27 protein-coding genes and 1 tRNA gene are annotated in these 17,920 nt (G+C 63.3%); 14 read left to right on the forward strand and 14 right to left on the reverse strand.

Annotated features, from left to right (window positions below; translation table 11 throughout):
- Nucleotide 1: 1 nt before the first annotated feature.
- The 3 genes from APY03_RS31695 to APY03_RS31705 form a co-directional block, all read right to left on the reverse strand.
- On the reverse strand, nucleotides 2–796 hold the full coding sequence (locus APY03_RS31695; protein ID WP_146039395.1) for a hypothetical protein: 795 nt from the start codon (nucleotides 794–796) through the stop codon (nucleotides 2–4).
- On the reverse strand, nucleotides 753–1,169 hold the full coding sequence (locus APY03_RS31700) for a hypothetical protein (protein WP_197913152.1): 417 nt from the start codon (nucleotides 1,167–1,169) through the stop codon (nucleotides 753–755). Before APY03_RS31700 ends, APY03_RS31695 begins: the two co-directional genes overlap by 44 nt.
- A 180-nt stretch (nucleotides 1,170–1,349) precedes the next feature.
- A tRNA-Met gene (locus APY03_RS31705) sits at nucleotides 1,350–1,426 on the reverse strand.
- 109 nt (nucleotides 1,427–1,535) lie between these two features.
- Here APY03_RS31705 and APY03_RS31710 point away from each other — a divergent pair.
- Nucleotides 1,536–1,841: a hypothetical protein gene (locus APY03_RS31710; protein WP_068683442.1), complete on the forward strand. Its 306-nt coding sequence runs from the start codon at nucleotides 1,536–1,538 to the stop codon at nucleotides 1,839–1,841.
- Nucleotides 1,842–2,004: 163 nt separating this feature from the next.
- Here the strand turns inward: APY03_RS31710 and APY03_RS31715 are convergent, their stop codons facing one another.
- The 6 genes from APY03_RS31715 to APY03_RS31745 all read right to left on the reverse strand — a co-directional run bounded on the left by APY03_RS31715 (nucleotide 2,005) and on the right by APY03_RS31745 (nucleotide 6,282).
- On the reverse strand, nucleotides 2,005–2,523 hold the full coding sequence (locus APY03_RS31715) for a hypothetical protein (RefSeq protein WP_068683444.1): 519 nt from the start codon (nucleotides 2,521–2,523) through the stop codon (nucleotides 2,005–2,007).
- Nucleotides 2,520–2,723: a hypothetical protein gene (locus tag APY03_RS31720; RefSeq protein ID WP_068683446.1), complete on the reverse strand. Its 204-nt coding sequence runs from the start codon at nucleotides 2,721–2,723 to the stop codon at nucleotides 2,520–2,522. Before APY03_RS31720 ends, APY03_RS31715 begins: the two co-directional genes overlap by 4 nt.
- Entirely contained in the window at nucleotides 2,720–4,543 is a 1,824-nt protein-coding gene (locus APY03_RS31725) for a toprim domain-containing protein (RefSeq protein WP_083944686.1), read from the reverse strand. Before APY03_RS31725 ends, APY03_RS31720 begins: the two co-directional genes overlap by 4 nt.
- On the reverse strand, nucleotides 4,540–5,520 hold the full coding sequence (locus APY03_RS41930) for a phage replication protein (RefSeq protein ID WP_146039396.1): 981 nt from the start codon (nucleotides 5,518–5,520) through the stop codon (nucleotides 4,540–4,542). Before APY03_RS41930 ends, APY03_RS31725 begins: the two co-directional genes overlap by 4 nt.
- Nucleotides 5,520–5,864, reverse strand: coding sequence for a hypothetical protein (locus APY03_RS31740; RefSeq protein ID WP_146039397.1), 345 nt, complete (start codon nucleotides 5,862–5,864; stop codon nucleotides 5,520–5,522). Before APY03_RS31740 ends, APY03_RS41930 begins: the two co-directional genes overlap by 1 nt.
- Nucleotides 5,865–5,976: 112 nt before the next feature.
- Entirely contained in the window at nucleotides 5,977–6,282 is a 306-nt protein-coding gene (locus APY03_RS31745; protein WP_068683454.1) for a CII family transcriptional regulator, read from the reverse strand.
- Here APY03_RS31745 and APY03_RS31750 point away from each other — a divergent pair.
- Nucleotides 6,281–6,511 (forward strand): hypothetical protein, encoded by a 231-nt coding sequence (locus tag APY03_RS31750; RefSeq protein WP_068683456.1) that lies wholly within the window; start codon nucleotides 6,281–6,283, stop codon nucleotides 6,509–6,511. The two genes, APY03_RS31745 and APY03_RS31750, sit on opposite strands and share 2 nt — an antisense overlap.
- A gap of 11 nt (nucleotides 6,512–6,522) precedes the next feature.
- On the opposite strand, the gene APY03_RS31755 is transcribed toward APY03_RS31750, so the two are convergent.
- Nucleotides 6,523–6,768, reverse strand: a complete 246-nt coding sequence (locus tag APY03_RS31755; RefSeq protein ID WP_068683458.1) for a YdaS family helix-turn-helix protein — start codon at nucleotides 6,766–6,768, stop codon at nucleotides 6,523–6,525.
- A 91-nt stretch (nucleotides 6,769–6,859) separates the two neighbouring features.
- Between APY03_RS31755 and APY03_RS40790 the strand changes: the two genes are divergently transcribed.
- The 3 genes from APY03_RS40790 to APY03_RS31765 all read left to right on the forward strand — a co-directional run bounded on the left by APY03_RS40790 (nucleotide 6,860) and on the right by APY03_RS31765 (nucleotide 8,521).
- Nucleotides 6,860–7,294: a helix-turn-helix domain-containing protein gene (locus APY03_RS40790; RefSeq protein ID WP_083944687.1), complete on the forward strand. Its 435-nt coding sequence runs from the start codon at nucleotides 6,860–6,862 to the stop codon at nucleotides 7,292–7,294.
- 148 nt (nucleotides 7,295–7,442) lie between these two features.
- A complete protein-coding gene (locus APY03_RS41935) occupies nucleotides 7,443–7,751 on the forward strand; it encodes a hypothetical protein (protein ID WP_068683459.1) in 309 nt (102 codons plus the stop codon).
- 2 nt (nucleotides 7,752–7,753) lie between these two features.
- Nucleotides 7,754–8,521, forward strand: a complete 768-nt coding sequence (locus tag APY03_RS31765; protein WP_068683461.1) for an SGNH/GDSL hydrolase family protein — start codon at nucleotides 7,754–7,756, stop codon at nucleotides 8,519–8,521.
- Between the two features lie 79 nt (nucleotides 8,522–8,600).
- Here the strand turns inward: APY03_RS31765 and APY03_RS31770 are convergent, their stop codons facing one another.
- Nucleotides 8,601–9,437 (reverse strand): Arc family DNA-binding protein, encoded by an 837-nt coding sequence (locus APY03_RS31770; RefSeq protein ID WP_083944689.1) that lies wholly within the window; start codon nucleotides 9,435–9,437, stop codon nucleotides 8,601–8,603.
- Nucleotides 9,438–9,557: 120 nt separating this feature from the next.
- Between APY03_RS31770 and APY03_RS41940 the strand changes: the two genes are divergently transcribed.
- The 8 genes from APY03_RS41940 to APY03_RS31805 all read left to right on the forward strand — a co-directional run bounded on the left by APY03_RS41940 (nucleotide 9,558) and on the right by APY03_RS31805 (nucleotide 14,859).
- Nucleotides 9,558–9,734 (forward strand): hypothetical protein, encoded by a 177-nt coding sequence (locus tag APY03_RS41940; RefSeq protein ID WP_157103483.1) that lies wholly within the window; start codon nucleotides 9,558–9,560, stop codon nucleotides 9,732–9,734.
- A gap of 20 nt (nucleotides 9,735–9,754) precedes the next feature.
- Complete coding sequence (locus APY03_RS31775; protein ID WP_068683465.1) at nucleotides 9,755–10,285, forward strand: Rha family transcriptional regulator; 531 nt, start codon at nucleotides 9,755–9,757, stop codon at nucleotides 10,283–10,285.
- 132 nt (nucleotides 10,286–10,417) lie between these two features.
- Entirely contained in the window at nucleotides 10,418–11,584 is a 1,167-nt protein-coding gene (locus tag APY03_RS31780) for a hypothetical protein (RefSeq protein ID WP_146039398.1), read from the forward strand.
- 73 nt (nucleotides 11,585–11,657) lie between these two features.
- Nucleotides 11,658–12,254 (forward strand): hypothetical protein, encoded by a 597-nt coding sequence (locus APY03_RS31785; RefSeq protein ID WP_146039399.1) that lies wholly within the window; start codon nucleotides 11,658–11,660, stop codon nucleotides 12,252–12,254.
- Nucleotides 12,251–12,694, forward strand: coding sequence for a ribonuclease H family protein (locus APY03_RS31790; protein WP_232081146.1), 444 nt, complete (start codon nucleotides 12,251–12,253; stop codon nucleotides 12,692–12,694). Before APY03_RS31785 ends, APY03_RS31790 begins: the two co-directional genes overlap by 4 nt.
- Nucleotides 12,691–12,942 carry a hypothetical protein gene (locus APY03_RS31795; protein WP_068683472.1) on the forward strand — a complete coding sequence of 84 codons (252 nt, stop codon included), beginning with the start codon at nucleotides 12,691–12,693 and terminating at the stop codon, nucleotides 12,940–12,942. Before APY03_RS31790 ends, APY03_RS31795 begins: the two co-directional genes overlap by 4 nt.
- Nucleotides 12,909–14,066 (forward strand): site-specific integrase, encoded by a 1,158-nt coding sequence (locus tag APY03_RS31800; protein ID WP_068683474.1) that lies wholly within the window; start codon nucleotides 12,909–12,911, stop codon nucleotides 14,064–14,066. The genes APY03_RS31795 and APY03_RS31800 overlap by 34 nt, the downstream gene beginning before the upstream one ends.
- Before the next feature lie 457 nt (nucleotides 14,067–14,523).
- Nucleotides 14,524–14,859 carry a hypothetical protein gene (locus APY03_RS31805; protein WP_068683476.1) on the forward strand — a complete coding sequence of 112 codons (336 nt, stop codon included), beginning with the start codon at nucleotides 14,524–14,526 and terminating at the stop codon, nucleotides 14,857–14,859.
- 46 nt (nucleotides 14,860–14,905) lie between these two features.
- Here APY03_RS31805 and APY03_RS31810 read toward each other — a convergent pair whose 3' ends face one another.
- Entirely contained in the window at nucleotides 14,906–15,559 is a 654-nt protein-coding gene (locus APY03_RS31810) for an SGNH/GDSL hydrolase family protein (protein ID WP_232081147.1), read from the reverse strand.
- Between the two features lie 136 nt (nucleotides 15,560–15,695).
- Here APY03_RS31810 and APY03_RS31815 point away from each other — a divergent pair, with 136 nt between their 5' ends.
- Complete coding sequence (locus APY03_RS31815) at nucleotides 15,696–16,778, forward strand: NUDIX domain-containing protein (RefSeq protein ID WP_068683480.1); 1,083 nt, start codon at nucleotides 15,696–15,698, stop codon at nucleotides 16,776–16,778.
- A 32-nt stretch (nucleotides 16,779–16,810) separates the two neighbouring features.
- Here the strand turns inward: APY03_RS31815 and APY03_RS31820 are convergent, their stop codons facing one another.
- Together APY03_RS31820 and APY03_RS31825 are read right to left on the reverse strand one after the other, a co-directional pair.
- Nucleotides 16,811–17,128 carry a hypothetical protein gene (locus APY03_RS31820; protein ID WP_102905553.1) on the reverse strand — a complete coding sequence of 106 codons (318 nt, stop codon included), beginning with the start codon at nucleotides 17,126–17,128 and terminating at the stop codon, nucleotides 16,811–16,813.
- Between the two features lie 25 nt (nucleotides 17,129–17,153).
- Nucleotides 17,154–17,768, reverse strand: coding sequence for a hypothetical protein (locus APY03_RS31825; RefSeq protein ID WP_146039400.1), 615 nt, complete (start codon nucleotides 17,766–17,768; stop codon nucleotides 17,154–17,156).
- Between the last annotated feature and the right edge of the window lie 152 nt (nucleotides 17,769–17,920).

Consider the following 17,920-nt stretch of genomic DNA (forward strand, 5'->3'; position numbering starts at 1 on the left):
CCTAAGCCGCATTCAAGATGGGATTGCCGGACGCATACATCACTCCATCAGGTGCGCCCACGAACTCTCCCTTCACGCGAACCTTGAAGACCGAGCTTTGCCGCCCGTACTTCTTGGCCATGTTCTCGATGTAGGCCCGCGAGACCATCGGGCTTGCTTCACCATCCCAGTGCAGCGCAGCCCATGCCCCGCGCATCTTGTGGTGCGAGTCGAAGAAGTAGCCGCTCTGCCGGGTCGGGTTGGCAGCCATCACGACGAAAGCGCCATCGGTAGACAGCGCGCCCTCCGCGACCTCGAACACGTTGTCGCTGACGCCCGAGGCCTCATCGATCAAGAACAGGATGTTCTCGGAGTGGAAGCCCTGCAGCGCCTCTGGCCGCTCCGGACGCGAGGTGCGCGCCACCGAGAAGGATTCATTGGGCGCCGAGGCCATCCGGAAAGCGCCGGCAGACCAGGTGAACTGCCCGCCCAGCGCCGGGTACTTCTCTTTCATGGTCCGGTGCCACTTGGCAATCTCGGACCACAGCACGTCTTCGAGCTGGTGCGCCGTGGGTGCGGTCGCCGGCACCTTCGCAGGGAAGTAGCACGCCAGGAACCACAGCACGCACCAGGCCATGAACGTCGATTTGCCCGTGCCGTGACCCGATCGGATCGACACGCGGCGCCTCTTCACCAGGTTGCGGCTGGCGTCCCACTGCTGATCGGTCGGATCAGCCCCCAGCACCTCCTGCGCGAAGAGTGCCGGACCGCCCTCACGCCACCGGAGGACGGCTTGCTGTGTTGGACTGAGCGCCATTCAGTTCCGCCAGCTCTTCGGCCAGGCTGCGGGTCTTGATCTCCCCGGAATGCTCGATCGCGGCCAGGCGCGGATGGATGTACGGAGCGGCGTCCTTCGCGATACCGGATGCCTCGATCATGAAGTCGAGCGGCACGGCGGCGCGCTCATCATCGGTCCTGGCCGCCTTCTGCAGCGTGTCGAAGCGACCCACCAGGGCGCGCATCGTCTGCAGCATCACCTCAAGCGGTGTCAGCCCCTCCTCGGCTGCCTTGTCCGCGATCTCGCGTGTCTTCTTCGTGGCCGAGCCAGTCTTGCGGCCTGCGTTCTTCCTCGCACCGCCCCGGCCCTTTGAATTCTTTGAATTCGTTTGATTGTTTTCAAACATGGTCATGGTTCGGGGCTTCCTTGGCTTATCCGAGTTGAGGTGCGCCCATCGGGCTACCGCGGTGGTCGCGGCTGGGACGCTGCCGATCGCGATTCCCCTGATTGCACGGTGTCGCAGTCGTGGACTCTCCCCGCCATTTACCCGTGGCGGGCCGCTTCAGGTTCGCGGTAGAAACGGGGGCTGAAATGGTTGCGATGGCCCGATTCGAACGGGCGACCTCAGGGTTATGAGCCCCGCGCGCTACCTGGCTGCGCTACACCGCGGAAACAGAAACGAGCAATAAGTCACGGCCGTACTACTTCTAGCGCATTGACCCTGCGATCCGCACTTCCTACAAGGGGCACTCCATCCAACCAAGAACCCCCCATCACCATGGCTCACTTCATTCTCACGTTCCGCATCGCCTCCGACTCCGGCTATCAGACTCGATACGAATCATTTGTCGAAACTGTAGAGAAGTTCGCCGGGGGTCCTGGCAAGGTTTGGGACCAAACCACGTCGTTCTACGTCTTCGAAGCGGAGTCCACCGCTCAGGCTGTGGTTTCTCATCTGTACCTCAAGAGCGCCTTCGACAGCACCAAGGACGTGATGGTCGTGATCGATGTTGATCGGCGCGTGAAAGCGACGAAGGGCCAGATTGAGTACGAGGTGCTACTAACCAAGTACCTAGGGTTTTGAGACGATGCCGCAAAAAACAAAGCCGCCGAGCAGTAGCTGGGCGGCTTCGGCTATCCGAAGGGCGCGCTCATCCATCTAGGGTTGAGCTGCTCTTATTGTTCCCGGCACACCCGGGATTTGTACAGGCATCAGTATTGTACTGGACGGTAGAGTATTCGCAACCCTACTCCATGGTCTCGCGTAGTTTCTTCATCGCTTCAGGTCCTGCCCTCGATTGGCACTCCTCCATGCGGCTGATCAACCAGCGCGCGAGTTCTCGCTGAGGTGCTGGCAACTGGCGCTCGAAAGAAACTTTCCCTTCGCCTTGGCAAGGCTTGCACTTCTGGGTGCCCAGCGTCCTGGTGCCAGGGATCAGCGTGACGCCGTGCCCGCCGCAAGGCTTGCAGGTGCCATCGCGATGCCAAGCAAGGCACACCCTCGCCATGTCCAACGCCTGGACCCGGTTGAGCTTCACCCGCATTCCGCGCGCCTGCTTCCAGGCCTCATCCGAGAGGATCTCGACTATTTGGACGGCGGCCGAGTTGTCGCCACAGAAGAGGCGCTGTAGCGCTGCGGCCAGCGGCTCATGCTTCGCGGCAAGGCCCATCGCGCCCAGGACATCGGTGTCCGACATCGTGGAGCGCGGGTCGCTCTTGAGGTTCGAGGAACGGATGGCGCTGGCATACCGATCGAGAATTTTCATTGGGCTTGGCCTTTCAGTTCTTGAATCTCGCGCGCGATGCGCCGAGACTGGATCTCGATGTAGGCCAGCAGCCCAACGTAGATCACCAGCAGCACGCTCAGGACGATCCGCATGGCCAGCATGAATTCGGTATTGGGCATGACGCACGCCATCGTGCCCATCACCACCGCGGCGCTTAGGAGCAAGGCGAAAAGGTTCATGGCCGGACCTGCTGGTCTTGGGTAGAGAAAGGGACGTAAGAAAGCGGGTAGCGCCGCGGCTGAGACCGGTACTGCATGGATGGCTTGTCGAACCATAGCCGCAGCGTGTAGTCCTGGTGCTCGCCGTAGCGAGCCTTCATCAGGATCAGCTTGGCGTCCGGCTCTGCCTTCTGCTTTTCCCAGGCCGCGACCGAATCGGGATCGTTCAGGTCGAAGGGCGCCTCATCCTTCTGCGCGCGCCAGATCGAAAACACGTTGTCAGCGCCGTTGACGATGCCGCCAGCACCGGCGACATCCATCTTTCCGGGCGCCTGGTCCTCGTCCTTCTGCTTGCGAGGGTGCGCGACAAGGTGGACGTGTGCGCCGTGGGCCTTCTTGAAGGCGACGATCTTCTGCACCGCCTCGTTCTGCTTGGTGATCGCGCCGATGCCGTCCGAGGGAACGTCGATCATCATCAGGCTGTCGATGACGAACTGGCGCACGCCGTAGCGCCGCGCGGCATAGGCGAACACCTCGAGAAGTCGATCAAGCTTCGCGGTGCCCACTAGGTCGAAGAGCCAGCACTTGTCGCTGAGCCAGACGCCCACCGCCCGGATGTACTCGCGCGACGGCCGGTAGATCCCGGTCGCCTGCTTGTGCAGCCGCTGCAGGTGCTTGTCCGGTGGGATCTCGCCCGAGAACACGGCGACCCGCTCGCCTTGCTTCATCAGCCCGAGCAGGATCTGGTCGAGCATCAGGCTCTTGCCGTGCCCGTTGATGCCGGTCCAGCAGGTGTACTCGCCGCCGCGGAACTCGAAGAAGTCGAAGAGCTTGTCGAACTCGATGCGCGGGTCTCGCGGCGCGTCCGGGTCCGGGTAGAACAGCGCTTCGACCTCCGGCGTGAACTCGTCCGCGTTGCGCAGCTCCTCCGGGTCCAGCGGGCGCGCATCGTCCATGGCCTGCTGGAAGTCGACCGCCTCGGCCCCGTCCAGCAGCCACTGGTTCGCGTCCTTTGCACCGAGCCGCACGCGCCGGCAGCGCTCCACGCCCAGGCGCTGGATGACCTCCTTCGCGCCCTTGTCGCCCGCCTCATCGTTGTCGAAGCAGATCAGGATCTCGTCGAAGCGTTCGAGCCGGTCCCAGTCGGTTTCGAGCCACTGGTGATTCCCGGCCCCCTGGTTGACCGACAGCGCCGGCACGCGCATCTGATGCAGCGTCATGGCGTCGATCTCGCCCTCGGTGATCGTGACAACCCGCGCCTTCCGATCGATGAGGTGCCAGCCGAAGAGGCACGGCGCGGCGTCCTTCTCCTGCCGCATGTCCTTTTTCTCGTCGATGTTGCGGTACTTGATGTTCAGCAACTCGCCGGTGTCGTCGATGAACGGGAACACGGCATAGACCTTGCCGTGCTGCAGCTGCTCGGCGACCTTGAAGGCCCGAACCGTTTCCTCGGTCAGCCCCCGGCCACGCAACCATTCCAGCGCCCTGCCCTTCGCGGCGGGCACGCCAGGGCTCACTGGCCGGCGATAGGTGCGCTCGGGCGGCTTCGGGAAGTCATCGCGGATGCCCAGGTGGCGCTTGGCCTCCTTCATCGCCTCCACGATGTCGAGCCCGCGGCAGGCCATCCACAGGTCCAGGAGGTCGCCGCCCTCCCCGCTCGCGAAGTCCTTCCACAGGCCGGCCTTGGCACCGGTCAGGCGCACCGACAAGCTGTCGCCCGGTTCGCCGCTGGTGTTGCCCGCCTTGAACTCGGGCCCCTTGCGCTTTCCGTGCGGCAGCAGGTACTGGGCGATTTCCACAGCCTGGCTGGCCATGCGGACCTTGAGCTCGCCCGCGTTCACGCCGTGACCTCGCTGATGCGCCGGGCATCGCGGTACTCGCGGAAGTTACCGACGTGGCACCGCTCGTTGGCCGCGTGATCGACCGAGTCGAAACCGGCTGCCTGCCACCACACCGACCCGCTCGCGTCCAGTGGCGCAGCGGCCTTTGCGCCGGGCAGTTCGTCGTCCCATCGGCCCTCGTTCAGCCAGGTCGATGGATGCGGGATGAAGCGCCCGTTCTCGCGCTTGTCGAGGTGCGGGCGCTGCGCGGCTAGGGCCCCTAGGATCTTCGCCTGCAGCACATCGTCCGGCGCCAGCTTCAGCCAAGCCTTCAGCGCCGCCTTCCTGCCCTTCTTGCGCGGATAGGCAGCGTAGAACACGACGAATCCCCCCGGCTCCTCTTCCTCGGCGGAGGGTCGCTGCCCCCCTTGGGGGGTATGGGGGGTATTACTTGAATCAGGAATCAGTGAATCAGGAATCAGGGTGTTATGCACCTGTTCCTTAACTGTTAAACCACTGTTCTCGGCATCAGGTGAGCCATGCGGCTTAACAGTTAGAGCACTGTCTTCGCCCCCCTCTGCACTGGCTGGTAAAACTGTTGCCGCACAGGATGCGCGATGGCTGGCGCCGGTCGCATAACCGTTCTTGCCACGTTCGTGAACGGTGAGGAAACCTTCTTCGTCAGGGATTTGCCCATCTTTTTCGGTGCCGTGGGGAACCTGGTGTTTCACGAACGCCGCGATCTGGATGTATCGGACGCCGGCCCACTGGTAGCGCTTGATGAAGCCCCACCGCACGAGCTCCTGCAGGAGCGGCTCGACCTCGATCGAGTCGAAGGGGAAGAGCTCGCCCTTGATCTTCTTCGCCCGGTCCTCCAGCCGCCCTTCGCGATCCGCCAGGGTCCATAGGCCGGCGAAGCACAGGCGCGCGAAGGCCGAGCACTCGGCCAGGTCTTCGTTCTTGAAGAAGCCCGGCTTGATGTTGCGGGCGCGGGCCATCAGCGATGTGACCCCACTTCTCCTGAAGCGATGCCGCTGCCCGCCGCCTCGTAAGCTTCGATCTCCTTCTCGACCTCAGCCCAGATCTCTGCGGCTTCGGCCTGCGCCTTGGTCAACGCGGCGACCAGCGCCGGCACCTTGTCATGCTCGATGACAACGAAACGCAGGTCGCTGTCGCAGTCCTCTTCCATCAGGACGACGCTGCCGCCGCCGCCTGCGTACACCGCCAGCTTCTGCAGCGAGTCGTCTATCAGCATGCAGCCGCCCTGGCGCATGTCCTCCCATGATGGAGCCGTGTCCTCACTCGGCGTGAACGCCGCGTCTGGCAGATTCGATGCTGTCATTTCCAAGATCCCAATTCATGATTCGTCGCCCAGACGGCGCGGCCGACGTGCCCGCGGTGCACAGAGCACCAATACAGAAAGTGAGCGACCCAGAGGACGGCGCGGCGCATGGTCACTCCCAAACCAGCTGATCCGGCCGCTCGATGCTGGCCAGGTGGACCTTCGACAGGGTCAGCAACGCCTGTATCTGGTCCGGTGGAAAGCACTGCATTTCCTGGTTGACCACCTTGAGGCCCAGATGGGCCAGCAACTCGCTGAACTGCTCGAGCTGATCGTTCTTGAGGCGGCTGACCGTCGACTCGCTGATCCCCATGGAGGTCGCCAGTGCGACCTGCCTGCCGGGCTCTTGCAGCGCGCGCAAGATCGTCATCTGCGTCTTGCGTGCTCTTTCGTGGACGGTGGGCGACGATGCAGCCATGACTTACCGCCCTACCCCCACGATGCGAGCTGCGGACGGGTTGCTGCACAGCTCCACCCGCACGACGCTCTCGACCAACGCGGACGCCCACGGCCTGACGCCGCCGCGCATCGTGCTGCGCGTGTCGAAGCTTGAGATCCTCCTGATCGGTGGCGACGCCGAGGTCCGCTTCAGCGCGCACGAAACTGATGTGTCGCGGTCCCGCAGTCGGCCAGCAAGATGGAGGTGACTCGCCATGGCCTACCCCGCCCCTTCGATTTGCTTGTTGGCCTCAGCCGACAGTTCCGGCCAGATCACCTGCCAGTCATTCGGCCGAAAGTCGCGACGGGTGAACTCGTGGTTGCACTCCTCCTCAACGACTGCGCAGTGCGCGATGGGAATGCCGCGGTCGCGCCATTCGGCAACGCTTGCCCGGTGCATGTTCAGACGACGAGCCAAACGGGCTTGAAAGCCCCGGCGATCAAAGAGGATGGTCCATTCAGGCATGCGCTGAGTATGGCTGAACCCAACTTTATTTGTCAACCTAGACCAGACCCAATACTTGCAGGGGCCAGTCCTGCTAACCCATACTTCACCGATGGCCACTACTAAATCCTTTGGGTTCGGCTCGCGACTGCGCGCTGCGCGGCAATCGCGAGGAATGACCGGTGAAGAACTCGGTCGTGGTGCCGGGGAAGGCGGTAAGGACGCCTCAAAGGCCTCAGTTTCGGATTGGGAAAACGAGCGGCACTACCCTAAGGCAGATCAGCTTCGCGTGATCTGCATGAAGCTCGACATCAGCCCGGACGAACTGCTTTTTGGGAAGAACCGGCTGCGGGAAACGCAGCTCTATCATGTTCGGGCCCTTTATCACTCCCTCCCTGCAGAAGAGCAGGAGACGTTCTTCTCGCCAGAGAAGGTCACCTATTCGAAGGGTCCGCCTCCACCGGAATTACGACCGCCACCAGGTAGAGCCATGGTCTCGTCTCATCTTTGGTCGTCCAAGAAGAAGTCTTCTAAAGACGGCGAGTAGAGAAGCAATATAGGAGATCAGTTCGGTTTGACCGAACTGTTATTACTTTTTATTAGTAGTCGCAGAGCCGTTGTTGTCTGGTTGAACTTGACCGAAGTTGTATGGTCCAGCCATACTCCACCTGCCCATGCCGGGCGCTGGAGTGGAAATGGATACCGTCACACACACGAGCTTCGAGATCGCAGCGCGCAACGCGCTTAGCACCCGCAATTGGCGCGCCGCCGCCCTGCTCTTCACCGAAGCCGCGGACGAAATGCTCGCTGACGTTCACGGCGTAACGCCTGTCCGCGCGGACGGCCTGCGCCGTGATGCGCACTTGGCGCTCGGCCGCACGGAAGAGTTCAAGAACTACCGCGAGCAGCTTCGCCTCCGGGGCTGCCGGGACTTCCGAGCCGAATGGGAGATGCCGTCGGGAGAGCTGGTGACCCGCCTCCTGATGCCGAAGCGGAGGGCCTGACCATGCTGCTTGACCTCATCCTTTCGTCGCGCCTCTTCAACTGGTTCTTCGGCACCATGCACGGCCGCGATGAGCGCCAGGACCTGACACCGGCTCGAATCACGGCTTCGGCCTTCGCGTTCACAGTAATGGCCGGATGCGGTGGTGGCGGTGGCGGCGGCGGAATGCCCGCTATAAGCGGTGCCATATCGACGCCCGCGAAGGAGGAGCCGGCCGAGCAGCCGATCAAGCCTGCGCCGATCTGCTCGGTGTGGCTTGAAGGTGATTCCGTCCTCAACGGCTCCTTCTTCCCGATGTCCAAGCTGGCGGAGCCCCCTGCTGCCGGCATCGCGCGCCTGCGGCCCATGTATCGCGTCGTCGATCGAACGGTGCCGGGCAACTCGGTTCAGCTTCGGAGGCAGGGCTTCCTGGCCGAGGAACTCGACACCCGCTTCGTGGTCCTGCAGTTCGGCATCAACGACGGCGGGAACGGCTTCAACTATCGCGAGCCGCTGCGCTCCATGGTGCAGCGCGTGAAGGCGCTCGGCAAGACGCCGGTCATCACCGGGCTTTCACATGTGAAAGGCGCGCCGAAGTGGCGCGACGACTACGACGCCCTTGCGCGCCAGGTTGCGCAGGAGGAAGGCGCCATCTTCGCGGACTGGGGAGCCGTATCACACCCGGATGCGGATTTTGCAGACGACGTGCACCCCGGGCAGGCCTACAGCACGCGCCTGGTAGAACAGCTCGTGCGCGCCCTCGATGCAGCCGCGCCGGAGTGCCGGCAGTGAAGGCAATCAAGACCGCGGGGTGGATCGTGCTGTTCGCCGCGGCCGTCGCACTGCGCAAGGCGTGGAGGTGGGCTTGATGTCATGGCTTTTTGAGTCGAGCACGCTTCGGACGTGGAATATGGTCCGGATGCCCTTCGGGATACATGCGAGCAAGCTCCCGGAAGGCCAAGCTTGCGCGGAAAAACGTTTCCTCAAGATCCAGGTCCTTGGGCAGCGTGGATCTCAATGCGCGCACCGCGAACAGTGCCATCTCAACAACTTTCATTTCGCGCGGTCCAGGCGGCGTCGCAGACTCCTCGTCTGCTCCAAAGTAGTAGTCTCCGTCCGCCTCGAAGCGGTCCATGCGTGTGCCAAGTTCTTCGTGGAGCTTAGCAATGCGGGCCAACGCGTCGATGACCTCATCGGGGACCGGCCTGTCCTCCGGGTGTCGCTTCTGCGCCTCTCGCAGCAATTCCCGCGTCACCTTGAGTTCATTCTGAATGGGCTCGAAGTCGGAGCGCTCGGCATCGCTAATCGCTTGGTCGGCGCGAGTTGCGATCTTGATCAGATCGGTCTCGATCTCTTCAAAGGTCTGCCTCGCCATTCCCATCATGCCCATCAACACCGATATGTCAGTCGCAAGGGCGCGCATGCGGTTGGAGTCGAGCCAAGCACGCAGCTTGGACCTGGCCATCTCGTGCCGAAGGGCGGCAAGCACATAGGCGGATGTTCTGCGTTCTTCAGCGTCGAGGAAGGACTGCTGCAGCCGCTCAACGATTTCCGCGTTCATGGATCGGTTGTTCGCCTTCGCGGCATCGGCGATGCGCTCACGCATGCCATCGGGAAAGCGAACGATGTACTTTTCCCCAGCCTGAGCGGTGGTCGTCACCACTCCGGGCACAGGGGGCGGCGGGTTCTTTTTCCTGAAATCAACCATGCCCCAAGCTTAATGGCTAAATGCCATACATCAAGGCATGGCACATAGCCATTATGTATTTGCAACCAGTGATGGCACATAGCCATAATCTGCTACAACATGGCACTTAGCCATTACACCATGAGTACTCCCAACACCATGCATCCGAAGCCCTTCCAGGTCCGCATGAAAGCGGAAACCCATCGCTGGATTCACGACCAGGCGAAGGCTCAGGAGCGCTCGGCGAACTGGATCATCAACCGCGTGCTGGAAGAGGCTCGCGAGCGGCAACTCGCGGCCCAGCGCCCCCAATCCTGAAATCGGACTAGGACCAAGCCATGAACGACCTGTCTGAGTTCGTCACGCTGCACGACACCACGCTGACGACCGACTCACGCCGCGTAGCCAAGCACTTCGGGAAGGCGCACAAGAACGTGCTTCGAGCCTTCGACAACTTGGATTGCAGCGAAGCTTTTCGTCGGCTCAATTTTGAGGCGACGATGGCGGATGTTCCGGGCCCCAAAGGGGCGATGCGCCAAGAGCGAATCATCCTCATGACCAAGAACGGCTTCGTGTTCCTGGCGATGGGCTTCACCGGTGCCAAGGCGGCGGTGCTCAAAGAGCGCTACATCGCTGCATTTGATGCCATGGCCGACCAGCTGCAAGCCATCGCCGTTGATGGCTATCGATCCCTCTGGGACCAACGCCTGGAATTGGAGAAGCGCGATGCCACCAGCTTCATGTGGGCGCAATTCGGCTCGCAGCGCATGCTGGCTCGCCGCCGCGAACTACCCAGCCTGCGCGCCGAGCGCGAGGCGCTCGACACCGCCATGCAGCCTAGCCTGCTCGAAACGGAACTGCACCAATGAACCGCCGCGCCTCAGGGCGGAGGGGGTGGTGTTTCGCCACCCCCTTGATCTGAGGCACAAAAGGCGAGACCCGGGCGGCGGCAACCGTCCAGGTCTCTGTGTGAACCCAAATCGGACTAGGACCAGAGTCACATGACTGATGTTAGCACTCCATCACTTAGGACAGCAACAAGGGTAGCCAATGCGGCTACAGCTGTTACCTCCTCTAGAACCGTCCCGGCCACCAAGCCGAACGAGAACGAGGCTCAAGACGCGCTCGCCAAGTGCCGCGTTGCCGCCCAGACTGCCCTCGACTTGCTTCGCAATGCCGACGGGCTTGATGAAGGGTTGCGCGGCGGAAACACCCTTCGCCTGACGCGGCTCGCCAAAGCCTCCATTGCACCAGTGATCGACGACGACGAATGGACGGTCCAGGAACTTCGGAATTGGGTTTTCGACGTTGACGCCATCATCATGGCTGCGATCAACGTCACCGACGACGAGATCAGTCAAGAGCGCCGCGATTTTCTGACCGCAGCTCACAAGCTGGTGGAGGCGACCGCGACGCTCATCGAGGACGGCGCCTTGAAGGCCAGTACCAACGCGACCACGACCGCGCGCCTCACCTACATTGCGACTGCGCTTCGCGACGCTGACCGTAAGCTTGAGCTCGCCTACGACAAGGCGGAGTCAGGCGAGTCGCTCGAACTGGTTCTCGAGCACATCGCCCACGACCTGATGAACGGCGACGTTCTCTGCATGCTCAAGCCGGCGCCCACCCAGCGCGACGCTCAGACGACCTATGAAGCCTTGTTCAAGGTTCTGGCGGTGCTGGACGGCGCCGTTGCGTTGGCGCAGGGGACGGTCTTCGAACCCTACCTTCGCGAAGTTTGGCAGCAGCTCGACGGCGTGCAGACCGCCTGCGACTCCACAACGAACTGCGATCTTCCTGCTGGCGAAGACGAGGTTGACGAACGACCCTGCGATCAGTTGTTCACCGCCCTTGCGACCTTCCAAACCGCGGCAGCCATCATTGAGAGCCAATGGCAGGACGTACCCGATGGCGGCGGTGCTTACGGTGCGGCGAGGGCACTGGTCGAGCCACTTGCAGCCAAGTTCGAGGAGCAGGTGGCAAATAAGGGTCTGACGCTCGACGACTGCGAAGACATCAGCTGCGACCTGTCGGTGATCGAGAACCTCATGTCGGAGCGCTGCGAAGAATGGGCAAACCAGTGCCTCTGGGGCGCCCTGTACCTCCTGCGCCAGTGCAAGGACCTCGTCGATACCGTCGAATTCCCCAAGGAGGCGGTCAATGCCTGACGCAGTCACTTTCCCGGGCATCGAGTATGACGACGGCACCAGCGGAGACGTCTACTTGGGCCGGCCAGAGGACATGATCGCAGCCGGCCTGATCACCGCCGCGCAGTTGCCCGGCACGCCCGGCATGCCGCGCTCCTCGGCGATCTTCCTGGACGGCGTACTGCAGCCCCGTGGGTCGAAGCCCGCGCGCAGCGAGCGCTGGCTGCAGGTGACTCTCTACGGCCGCAAGGTCCGGGTGACGAAGGGAATCAGCCACGAAGAGGAACAACGGCGCATTGAAGCTCGGCAGGCGGAAATTCAGGAACTGGCGCGTAGCGAGCCGAAGGCCGACATCGGGTTCGACGGAGCGCGCAAGGCCTTCGCCGAGGCAAGTACGCTGTTCAAGGTAGGCGACAGCGTCAGGGTCGGCCAGCATTCGCTGGTTGTGACCGGCGAATACAAGCTCTACCTCGTCCGCGACAAGGATGGCGAATTCGTCGATTCCAAGGGCGGACGGTTCAACTACCAGCACGGCTACTGCTGCCAGTACCGCAACGGGGAAGAGTTCTTCTACCCAGCCCACATGCTGAGCAACGACGACGGCGAACCGACGCACCTGCGTCTTGTAGCCGGCAAGTCCACGCAAGCACTGCGCCCGATGATGGAATTCAGGGAACGGGAGCGGATGTGATCGAGATCTACACCGATGGGGCCTGCTGGCCCAACCCGAGCGCCAATGGTGGATGGGGCTTCGTGGCCTACGCCAACGGCGCCGAGATCCACACCGCCAACGGTGCTGCCGAGGGACTGACCACCAACAACCGCATGGAGATGACAGCCATGCTGCGCGCCATGATGTGGCTGGGCGGCCGTCCGGGGCGCATCCACAGCGACAGCCAGTACGTCGTCAACGGCCTCAACTCCTGGTGCAAGGGTTGGGAGCGCCGCGGGTGGATGCGCAAGGACAAGGGGGCGATGGTGCCTGTCATGAACGCCGACCTGTGGCAGGTGATGGTGATCGCCCGCATGCCTCAGCATCAGATCCAGTGGGTGAAGGGTCACGCCGGCATCATGGGCAACGAGCGCGCCGATCAGCTCGCAGATGCTGCATGCAGGGGTGTCGCAGCATGACCCGCTGGATCACCATCGACAAGGCGGAGGGTGAGACCGGCTTGCCTGCGTCGTTCCTCCACGAGCGCACCGGCGCCTCTGGCGTCTGGCCCGAGGGCAAGGTCTGGAAGTGGTTCGAGGGGCGGAAGCTCATCGATCTGGAGGCCCTGTACGATCTGATCGACAAGCGCCCCAGCATCCAGAGCAACCGCGGCCGCAAGCGCTCCCAGCCCAAATGCCAAGACCAGCCCAGTCCTCAACCGGCGTAATCGTCCGCGACGCCCATCTGCAGATCGACCTGCGCCGCTACGGCTTCGGGAAGGAGCGGCTGGAGCTGGCCCCCACGCCCACGAACATCCGCTACGCCGAGAAGCTGCGAAACGAGATCTTAGGCAAGATCGAGCGGGGCACCTTCGCCCTGGCCGACTACTTTCCCGACAGCCCGCGGTGCAAGACCGACGCCCCAAGTCTGACCTGGGGCCAGGTCGCGACCGAATGGCTGAAGATCAAGAAATCCTCGGTCCAGCACAGCACCATGCACCACTACGAGCAGACGCTGGGCAGCCTGCACTTTGACGAGGTGCGGGGCAAGCACATGGCGGATTTCGACTACCGGATGCTGATGAGCCTGCTGGCCAAGCTGCCGGAGAACCCGAAGACCTTCAACAACATCGGGACGGTCATCAAGCAGGTGCTCCACTACGCCTACCTGTCGAAGATCATCCGAGAGCCCCTGCACGAGCACGTCGCCATGCGCCGGCGCCAGGAGCCGGAGCCGGACCCCTTCGACTTGGCCGAGGTGGACGTACTGCTGAGCAAGTTCACCGAGGAGGAGGCACGCGACTATTACGAGTTCGCGTTCTTCTCCGGCCTGCGGCCGTCGGAGCAGATCGCGCTGCGCTGGACCCGGGCCGACCTACGTTCCGGCACCGTCAAGGTGGACACAGCCCTCACCCGCGGCAAGGAAAAGGGCACGAAGACCAGCAGCGTGCGCATGGTGGAGCTCAGCGGCCGGGCGCTGCGGGTGCTGGAGCGCCAGCGAGCGCGCACCCAACTGGCCGGCGGCCATGTCTTCCTGGACCGCGCTGGCCAACCCTTCGCCGGCACCGACGGCCCGCTCAATGAGTGGTGGAAGCCCGCCATGAAGGTCTCGAAGCTCCGCTACCGCGATGCCAGGCAGACCCGCCACACCTTCGCGACCATGTGCCTGATGGCCGGCAACCGGCCAGCTTGGGCCGCCGGGCAGCTCGGGCACTCGCCGGAGATGTTCTTCCGGGTTTACAGCCGGTGGATCAAGGGAGCCGACCATGGCGCCGAGCGCAACGCCCTGGATGCGTTCATCAGCCCCAAGACCGGGACAAAAACCGGGACAGAAGGACCGAATTCAACCTAGTTCGGCAGAGCTCTCAGAGGGGACCGCTACCGAGGGAGTCAGCCGATTTCCGGGCTTTTCGCCTAAAAATAGGTTCGATTCCTGTCGAGGGCACCAGTAAGGTGTTGATTTTTCTTGGTTTTCGCGCAGGCCTGCTACAATCCGCCTTCCCCGACACGCGTCAGCCTCTATCGGGAAGCCTGCGCAGGCAATGCCGAATCTCACGACGGCACGTCGAATAAGAGCCACCACGACGAGAAAAACAAACGGTGACTCCTGCATGTGAATGTGCCGTAACGTGGACCGCGTAAGAGCCCACGACCAATCTCGAAGCCCGCCGCAGCGCGGGCTTTTTCACGCCCGCCTCACCTGGGCGGCTCGGCGCGCAAGCTCCACTCGGATGTGAAAACTTCACATTCCACAGCAGTATCTGTATATTGGTACGCCCCTGTATTCCAAGGTTCTCAAGGAGCGCGCGATGGAGTCGGATTTTCATCTTCACAAGGTCCAAGTGCTGAGTCCGAAGGCGGCAAAGATCGCATTGCGGATGCTGGATGCCGATCCCGACATTCCCGTCGAATCGATCTTGGCGCTACGGCCAGCGTTGGTCGAGCGTTGCACCAAAGCGGAGCCCTTCGGGACCACCGACTGGATGACGATTGCTGCGATCGATCGTCCCGCCATTCGCCGGGTTGCCGGGCTCTTCGAAAGCCGCGAACAACGGCATGCTCGACTCTGGATTACAAGCTTGCGCCAAGCCACCCGGAAAGCCCCTCGATCCGAGCCTGCCGACACCGCTCACGACTCACTTTGAACGAGGGCGATCTCGACGAGCCCGCCGCGACAGCACCAGATCCGAATCAGCGGCACTCCGGCGCCGCGCGATCCAGCGCCGAGACCAGTTGCTCGGCAAGCCGATGGGAGTAATCCTGGCCGGGATGGAGTTCGTCCTGCAGATCCGCGTCGGTCATCGGCACCGCGCCCCAGTCCGCGAAGATCACCCTCTCTTCCGCGGCAACACTGCGGGCGATCGCATCGTAAGCATCGCGGGTGCTGACCTCGCCCGACCGAGGGCGTGAAAGGCCTGTGACGATTGGCGTCTTCCCCATGGCTTTCACGCCACGGATCATCGACCGCAAGGGCTCCGCATAGTCGAAGCGGTTACCGGCATCGTTCATGCCATGCTCGATCACGACGAACCGCGTTTCGATGGCTTCGCGCCGAAACGTCGGCAGACGCAAGTTGACGAAGTCGCCCGGCGAGGTCCGGTCGACGACCGTGTAGGCGGGCCGCAGGCGCTTGATGGCCGCCGCGGGGGGGTCGACCAGGCGATTCGTGGGAGTCGTGCCGTAAGTGCCGTAGAGGATGCTGTCGCCGTACAGTGTGACGCTGCAATCCGCAGCACCAGGCGGCTTGAGTGCGGCAGCCGGGACCGCATTTGCTGGCGGCAATCCGCCGCCACTGCCTTCGCTACATCCGACGATGGATGCGACAACGGACAAGAATGCGAGCACGCGCCCACGATCTGCAAATACCATCGCCCTCTGCGCCTCGAAATTGTTGTTGCCGCGTCTTGCGGTCTTTCATTATCAGCGCCGGCACGGAGCAGCCTCATTGACGCGAGATGGACTCGACACGAAGCTCACTCCCATGACCACACGACCTCCCGCCACGCACGATCGCGCCGTTCTCATCGGCCGCTTCCAGCCCTTCCTCAACGCACACCACGCCCTGCTGCGAAAGGCGCTGGACGCGGCGCCCCGCGTGGTGGTGGTGATCGGCTCGGCCTTTCAGGCGCGATCGCCGAAGAACCCCTTCACCTGGCAGGAGCGCACGGAAATGATCCGCCTGGCCCTCGCCGAAGCCGACCGCCCGCGCGTGCTCTTCGTGCCGATGCGCGACCACGTCGACGAGGAGCGCTGGTTCGCCGAGGTGCGCTTGGCAATCGATGCGGCGCTCGCAGCGCAGGGAGCGGCGCCTGCTACGGGCGACTCGACGGTGCTGATCGGCCATGTGAAGGACGCCACGCGCGACTACCTGCGCGGCTTCGAGGGCTGGACGCTGCAGACCGCCGAACGCATCCACAGCGCCAGCGCGGCCACCGTGCGCGATGCGATCTTCGGCGGCGCGAGGGAAGCGCCCGATGTGCTGGTACGCGCGGTGCCCGCCGGCACGCTGGCTTTCCTGCGCCCCTGGATGGCGACTCCGCTGCATGCGGCGCTGGCGCAGGAATGGGAGGTCCTGCGCCAACATGACGCCGCATGGTCGGTGGCGCCCTACCCGGTGGTGCTGGTTACGGTGGACTGCGTCGTCAAGTGCGGCGGGCACGTGCTGCTGATTCGCCGCGGCCATTCGCCCGGGAAGGGGTTGCACGCCCTGCCGGGCGGTTTCCTCGAAATGCGCGAGACCACCCTGCAGTCCGCGCTGCGCGAACTCGATGAGGAAACGCATCTGGCGCTGACGCCCGCCGAACTGCTCGCCTGCCTCGCCCGTACCGAAGTTTTCGATCGGCCTGATCGCAGCCAGCGCGGCCGTACGATCACCCACGGCCACTTCTTCGACCTGGGCGACCGGCAGCCCCTGCCTGGCGTGCGCGCGGACGACGATGCGGCCGCCGCGGAATGGGTTCCGATCGCCGCACTGCCGGGCTTGGAAGACCGGCTGCTGGACGATCACTTCCAGATGCTCGACCATTTCCTGGGCCTGCTGCCGCGCCCCCTCATTGACGCCTGAGGCACCCTCTGGTGCCGGCAATGGCGCAGGAGCTAACCGCAGCGTATACCCACCACGCGGCCGTTCGGCTCGATGTCCACGATGAGCCGTGCGGCATCGAAGGGTGTGTCGGGGTCGGTCGCCAGCACGAGGCGCGCTCGGCGGGCTCCCGTGCGCATGCGCATTTCTTCCAGCAGTGGAGCGGTGATGCGCCAGCCGAGCCCGAAGCGAGCACGTGCCGCGGTGCAACGCGCGGGCGCATCGACGAAGGTCGGCGGTGGCCGGACTTCCGGCAAGAGTGGCCGCGGCTCGCCGCGGAACTGGCAGCCGCCTAACAGGAAGAGCGACAGCAGAAGCAGCGTGCGGCACACAGGCAGCCCCGTCCGCGTCCTGGCCTCACAGGATGTGCATGCGCGGTGCGATGAGGTGGTGGTCGCCGGCGTGGTCGCTGGCCGCGCCCCCAGCGGCCGGCAAGACCTTGTTGGCATGCTTGCGTACGCTCAGAACCACCACCGCCCACAGCACCACCTGCATGATCACGAAGTGAACCAGCAAGGTCGAAACGTCTACACGTCCCGCCGGGGTTTGCATCGCCGCAACGGCCAGGAAGAAGAAGGCCAGGATGCAAAAGGGCCGAAACCAATGCGCCCTGCGTACATGCGCAAGGCGCAGGATCCATGGGACGCCAGGGAATCGCTGAAGTCGGCGCCCCTGAGCCTCAGCCTCCTGCAGAAATGGAACCGTGAGGAAGTTGATGGCAATCAACAGAAGAAGCGTGTCCATGAGCTCGTCCATTCGCTGAATAGGCGCGAATGATGCCGAGCGCCGCCTGAGCGGGAGGTGCGCCGCAACAATTCGTGAGATTCCCCATGCGACCGCTCGCAAGAACGGGAAATGATGCACGCGCCGCAGCTCGATCCCGCCATTGCTGTAGGCCACCACCCACGCGCGCGCATTGCCTTCTCCGGCAGGAGAGAAGTGGGCTCCGCGTCTAAGCTGCAAGAACTGCAAGCGGAAAGGGCCTCACGCCCTTGGGTCTTGCGGAGGCTTCTTACTGAGACAGCTCGACAGTTTCCTCCTCCCCGGCGCCCATGGCGCCGTTGCACAGCGCCCTGCGGGGCGCTGTTTTTTTGGAGCGGCGGCAGGCCGCCTCAGTGCGTTTC

The sequence above is a fragment of the Variovorax sp. WDL1 genome, from assembly GCF_001541225.1.
Taxonomy (GTDB): Bacteria; Pseudomonadota; Gammaproteobacteria; order Burkholderiales; family Burkholderiaceae_C; genus Variovorax.

What these genes read in the sequence shown, in the direction of transcription:
- APY03_RS31720 (WP_068683446.1), bottom strand. Translation starts at nt 2,723, where the DNA reads ATGAACCTTTTCGCCTTGCTCCTAAGCGCCGCGGTGGTGATGGGCACG.
- APY03_RS31695 (WP_146039395.1), bottom strand. Translation starts at nt 796, where the DNA reads ATGGCGCTCAGTCCAACACAGCAAGCCGTCCTCCGGTGGCGTGAGGGC.
- APY03_RS31780 (WP_146039398.1), top strand. Translation starts at nt 10,418, where the DNA reads ATGACTGATGTTAGCACTCCATCACTTAGGACAGCAACAAGGGTAGCC.
- APY03_RS31740 (WP_146039397.1), bottom strand. Translation starts at nt 5,864, where the DNA reads ATGACAGCATCGAATCTGCCAGACGCGGCGTTCACGCCGAGTGAGGAC.
- APY03_RS41930 (WP_146039396.1), bottom strand. Translation starts at nt 5,520, where the DNA reads ATGGCCCGCGCCCGCAACATCAAGCCGGGCTTCTTCAAGAACGAAGAC.
- APY03_RS31710 (WP_068683442.1), top strand. Translation starts at nt 1,536, where the DNA reads ATGGCTCACTTCATTCTCACGTTCCGCATCGCCTCCGACTCCGGCTAT.
- APY03_RS41940 (WP_157103483.1), top strand. Translation starts at nt 9,558, where the DNA reads ATGAGTACTCCCAACACCATGCATCCGAAGCCCTTCCAGGTCCGCATG.
- APY03_RS31805 (WP_068683476.1), top strand. Translation starts at nt 14,524, where the DNA reads ATGGAGTCGGATTTTCATCTTCACAAGGTCCAAGTGCTGAGTCCGAAG.
- APY03_RS31795 (WP_068683472.1), top strand. Translation starts at nt 12,691, where the DNA reads ATGACCCGCTGGATCACCATCGACAAGGCGGAGGGTGAGACCGGCTTG.
- APY03_RS31750 (WP_068683456.1), top strand. Translation starts at nt 6,281, where the DNA reads ATGACTTACCGCCCTACCCCCACGATGCGAGCTGCGGACGGGTTGCTG.
- APY03_RS31700 (WP_197913152.1), bottom strand. Translation starts at nt 1,169, where the DNA reads ATGACCATGTTTGAAAACAATCAAACGAATTCAAAGAATTCAAAGGGC.
- APY03_RS31755 (WP_068683458.1), bottom strand. Translation starts at nt 6,768, where the DNA reads ATGCCTGAATGGACCATCCTCTTTGATCGCCGGGGCTTTCAAGCCCGT.
- APY03_RS40790 (WP_083944687.1), top strand. Translation starts at nt 6,860, where the DNA reads ATGGCCACTACTAAATCCTTTGGGTTCGGCTCGCGACTGCGCGCTGCG.
- APY03_RS41935 (WP_068683459.1), top strand. Translation starts at nt 7,443, where the DNA reads ATGGATACCGTCACACACACGAGCTTCGAGATCGCAGCGCGCAACGCG.
- APY03_RS31815 (WP_068683480.1), top strand. Translation starts at nt 15,696, where the DNA reads ATGACCACACGACCTCCCGCCACGCACGATCGCGCCGTTCTCATCGGC.
- APY03_RS31770 (WP_083944689.1), bottom strand. Translation starts at nt 9,437, where the DNA reads ATGGTTGATTTCAGGAAAAAGAACCCGCCGCCCCCTGTGCCCGGAGTG.
- APY03_RS31775 (WP_068683465.1), top strand. Translation starts at nt 9,755, where the DNA reads ATGAACGACCTGTCTGAGTTCGTCACGCTGCACGACACCACGCTGACG.
- APY03_RS31715 (WP_068683444.1), bottom strand. Translation starts at nt 2,523, where the DNA reads ATGAAAATTCTCGATCGGTATGCCAGCGCCATCCGTTCCTCGAACCTC.
- APY03_RS31800 (WP_068683474.1), top strand. Translation starts at nt 12,909, where the DNA reads ATGCCAAGACCAGCCCAGTCCTCAACCGGCGTAATCGTCCGCGACGCC.
- APY03_RS31745 (WP_068683454.1), bottom strand. Translation starts at nt 6,282, where the DNA reads ATGGCTGCATCGTCGCCCACCGTCCACGAAAGAGCACGCAAGACGCAG.
- APY03_RS31765 (WP_068683461.1), top strand. Translation starts at nt 7,754, where the DNA reads ATGCTGCTTGACCTCATCCTTTCGTCGCGCCTCTTCAACTGGTTCTTC.
- APY03_RS31785 (WP_146039399.1), top strand. Translation starts at nt 11,658, where the DNA reads ATGATCGCAGCCGGCCTGATCACCGCCGCGCAGTTGCCCGGCACGCCC.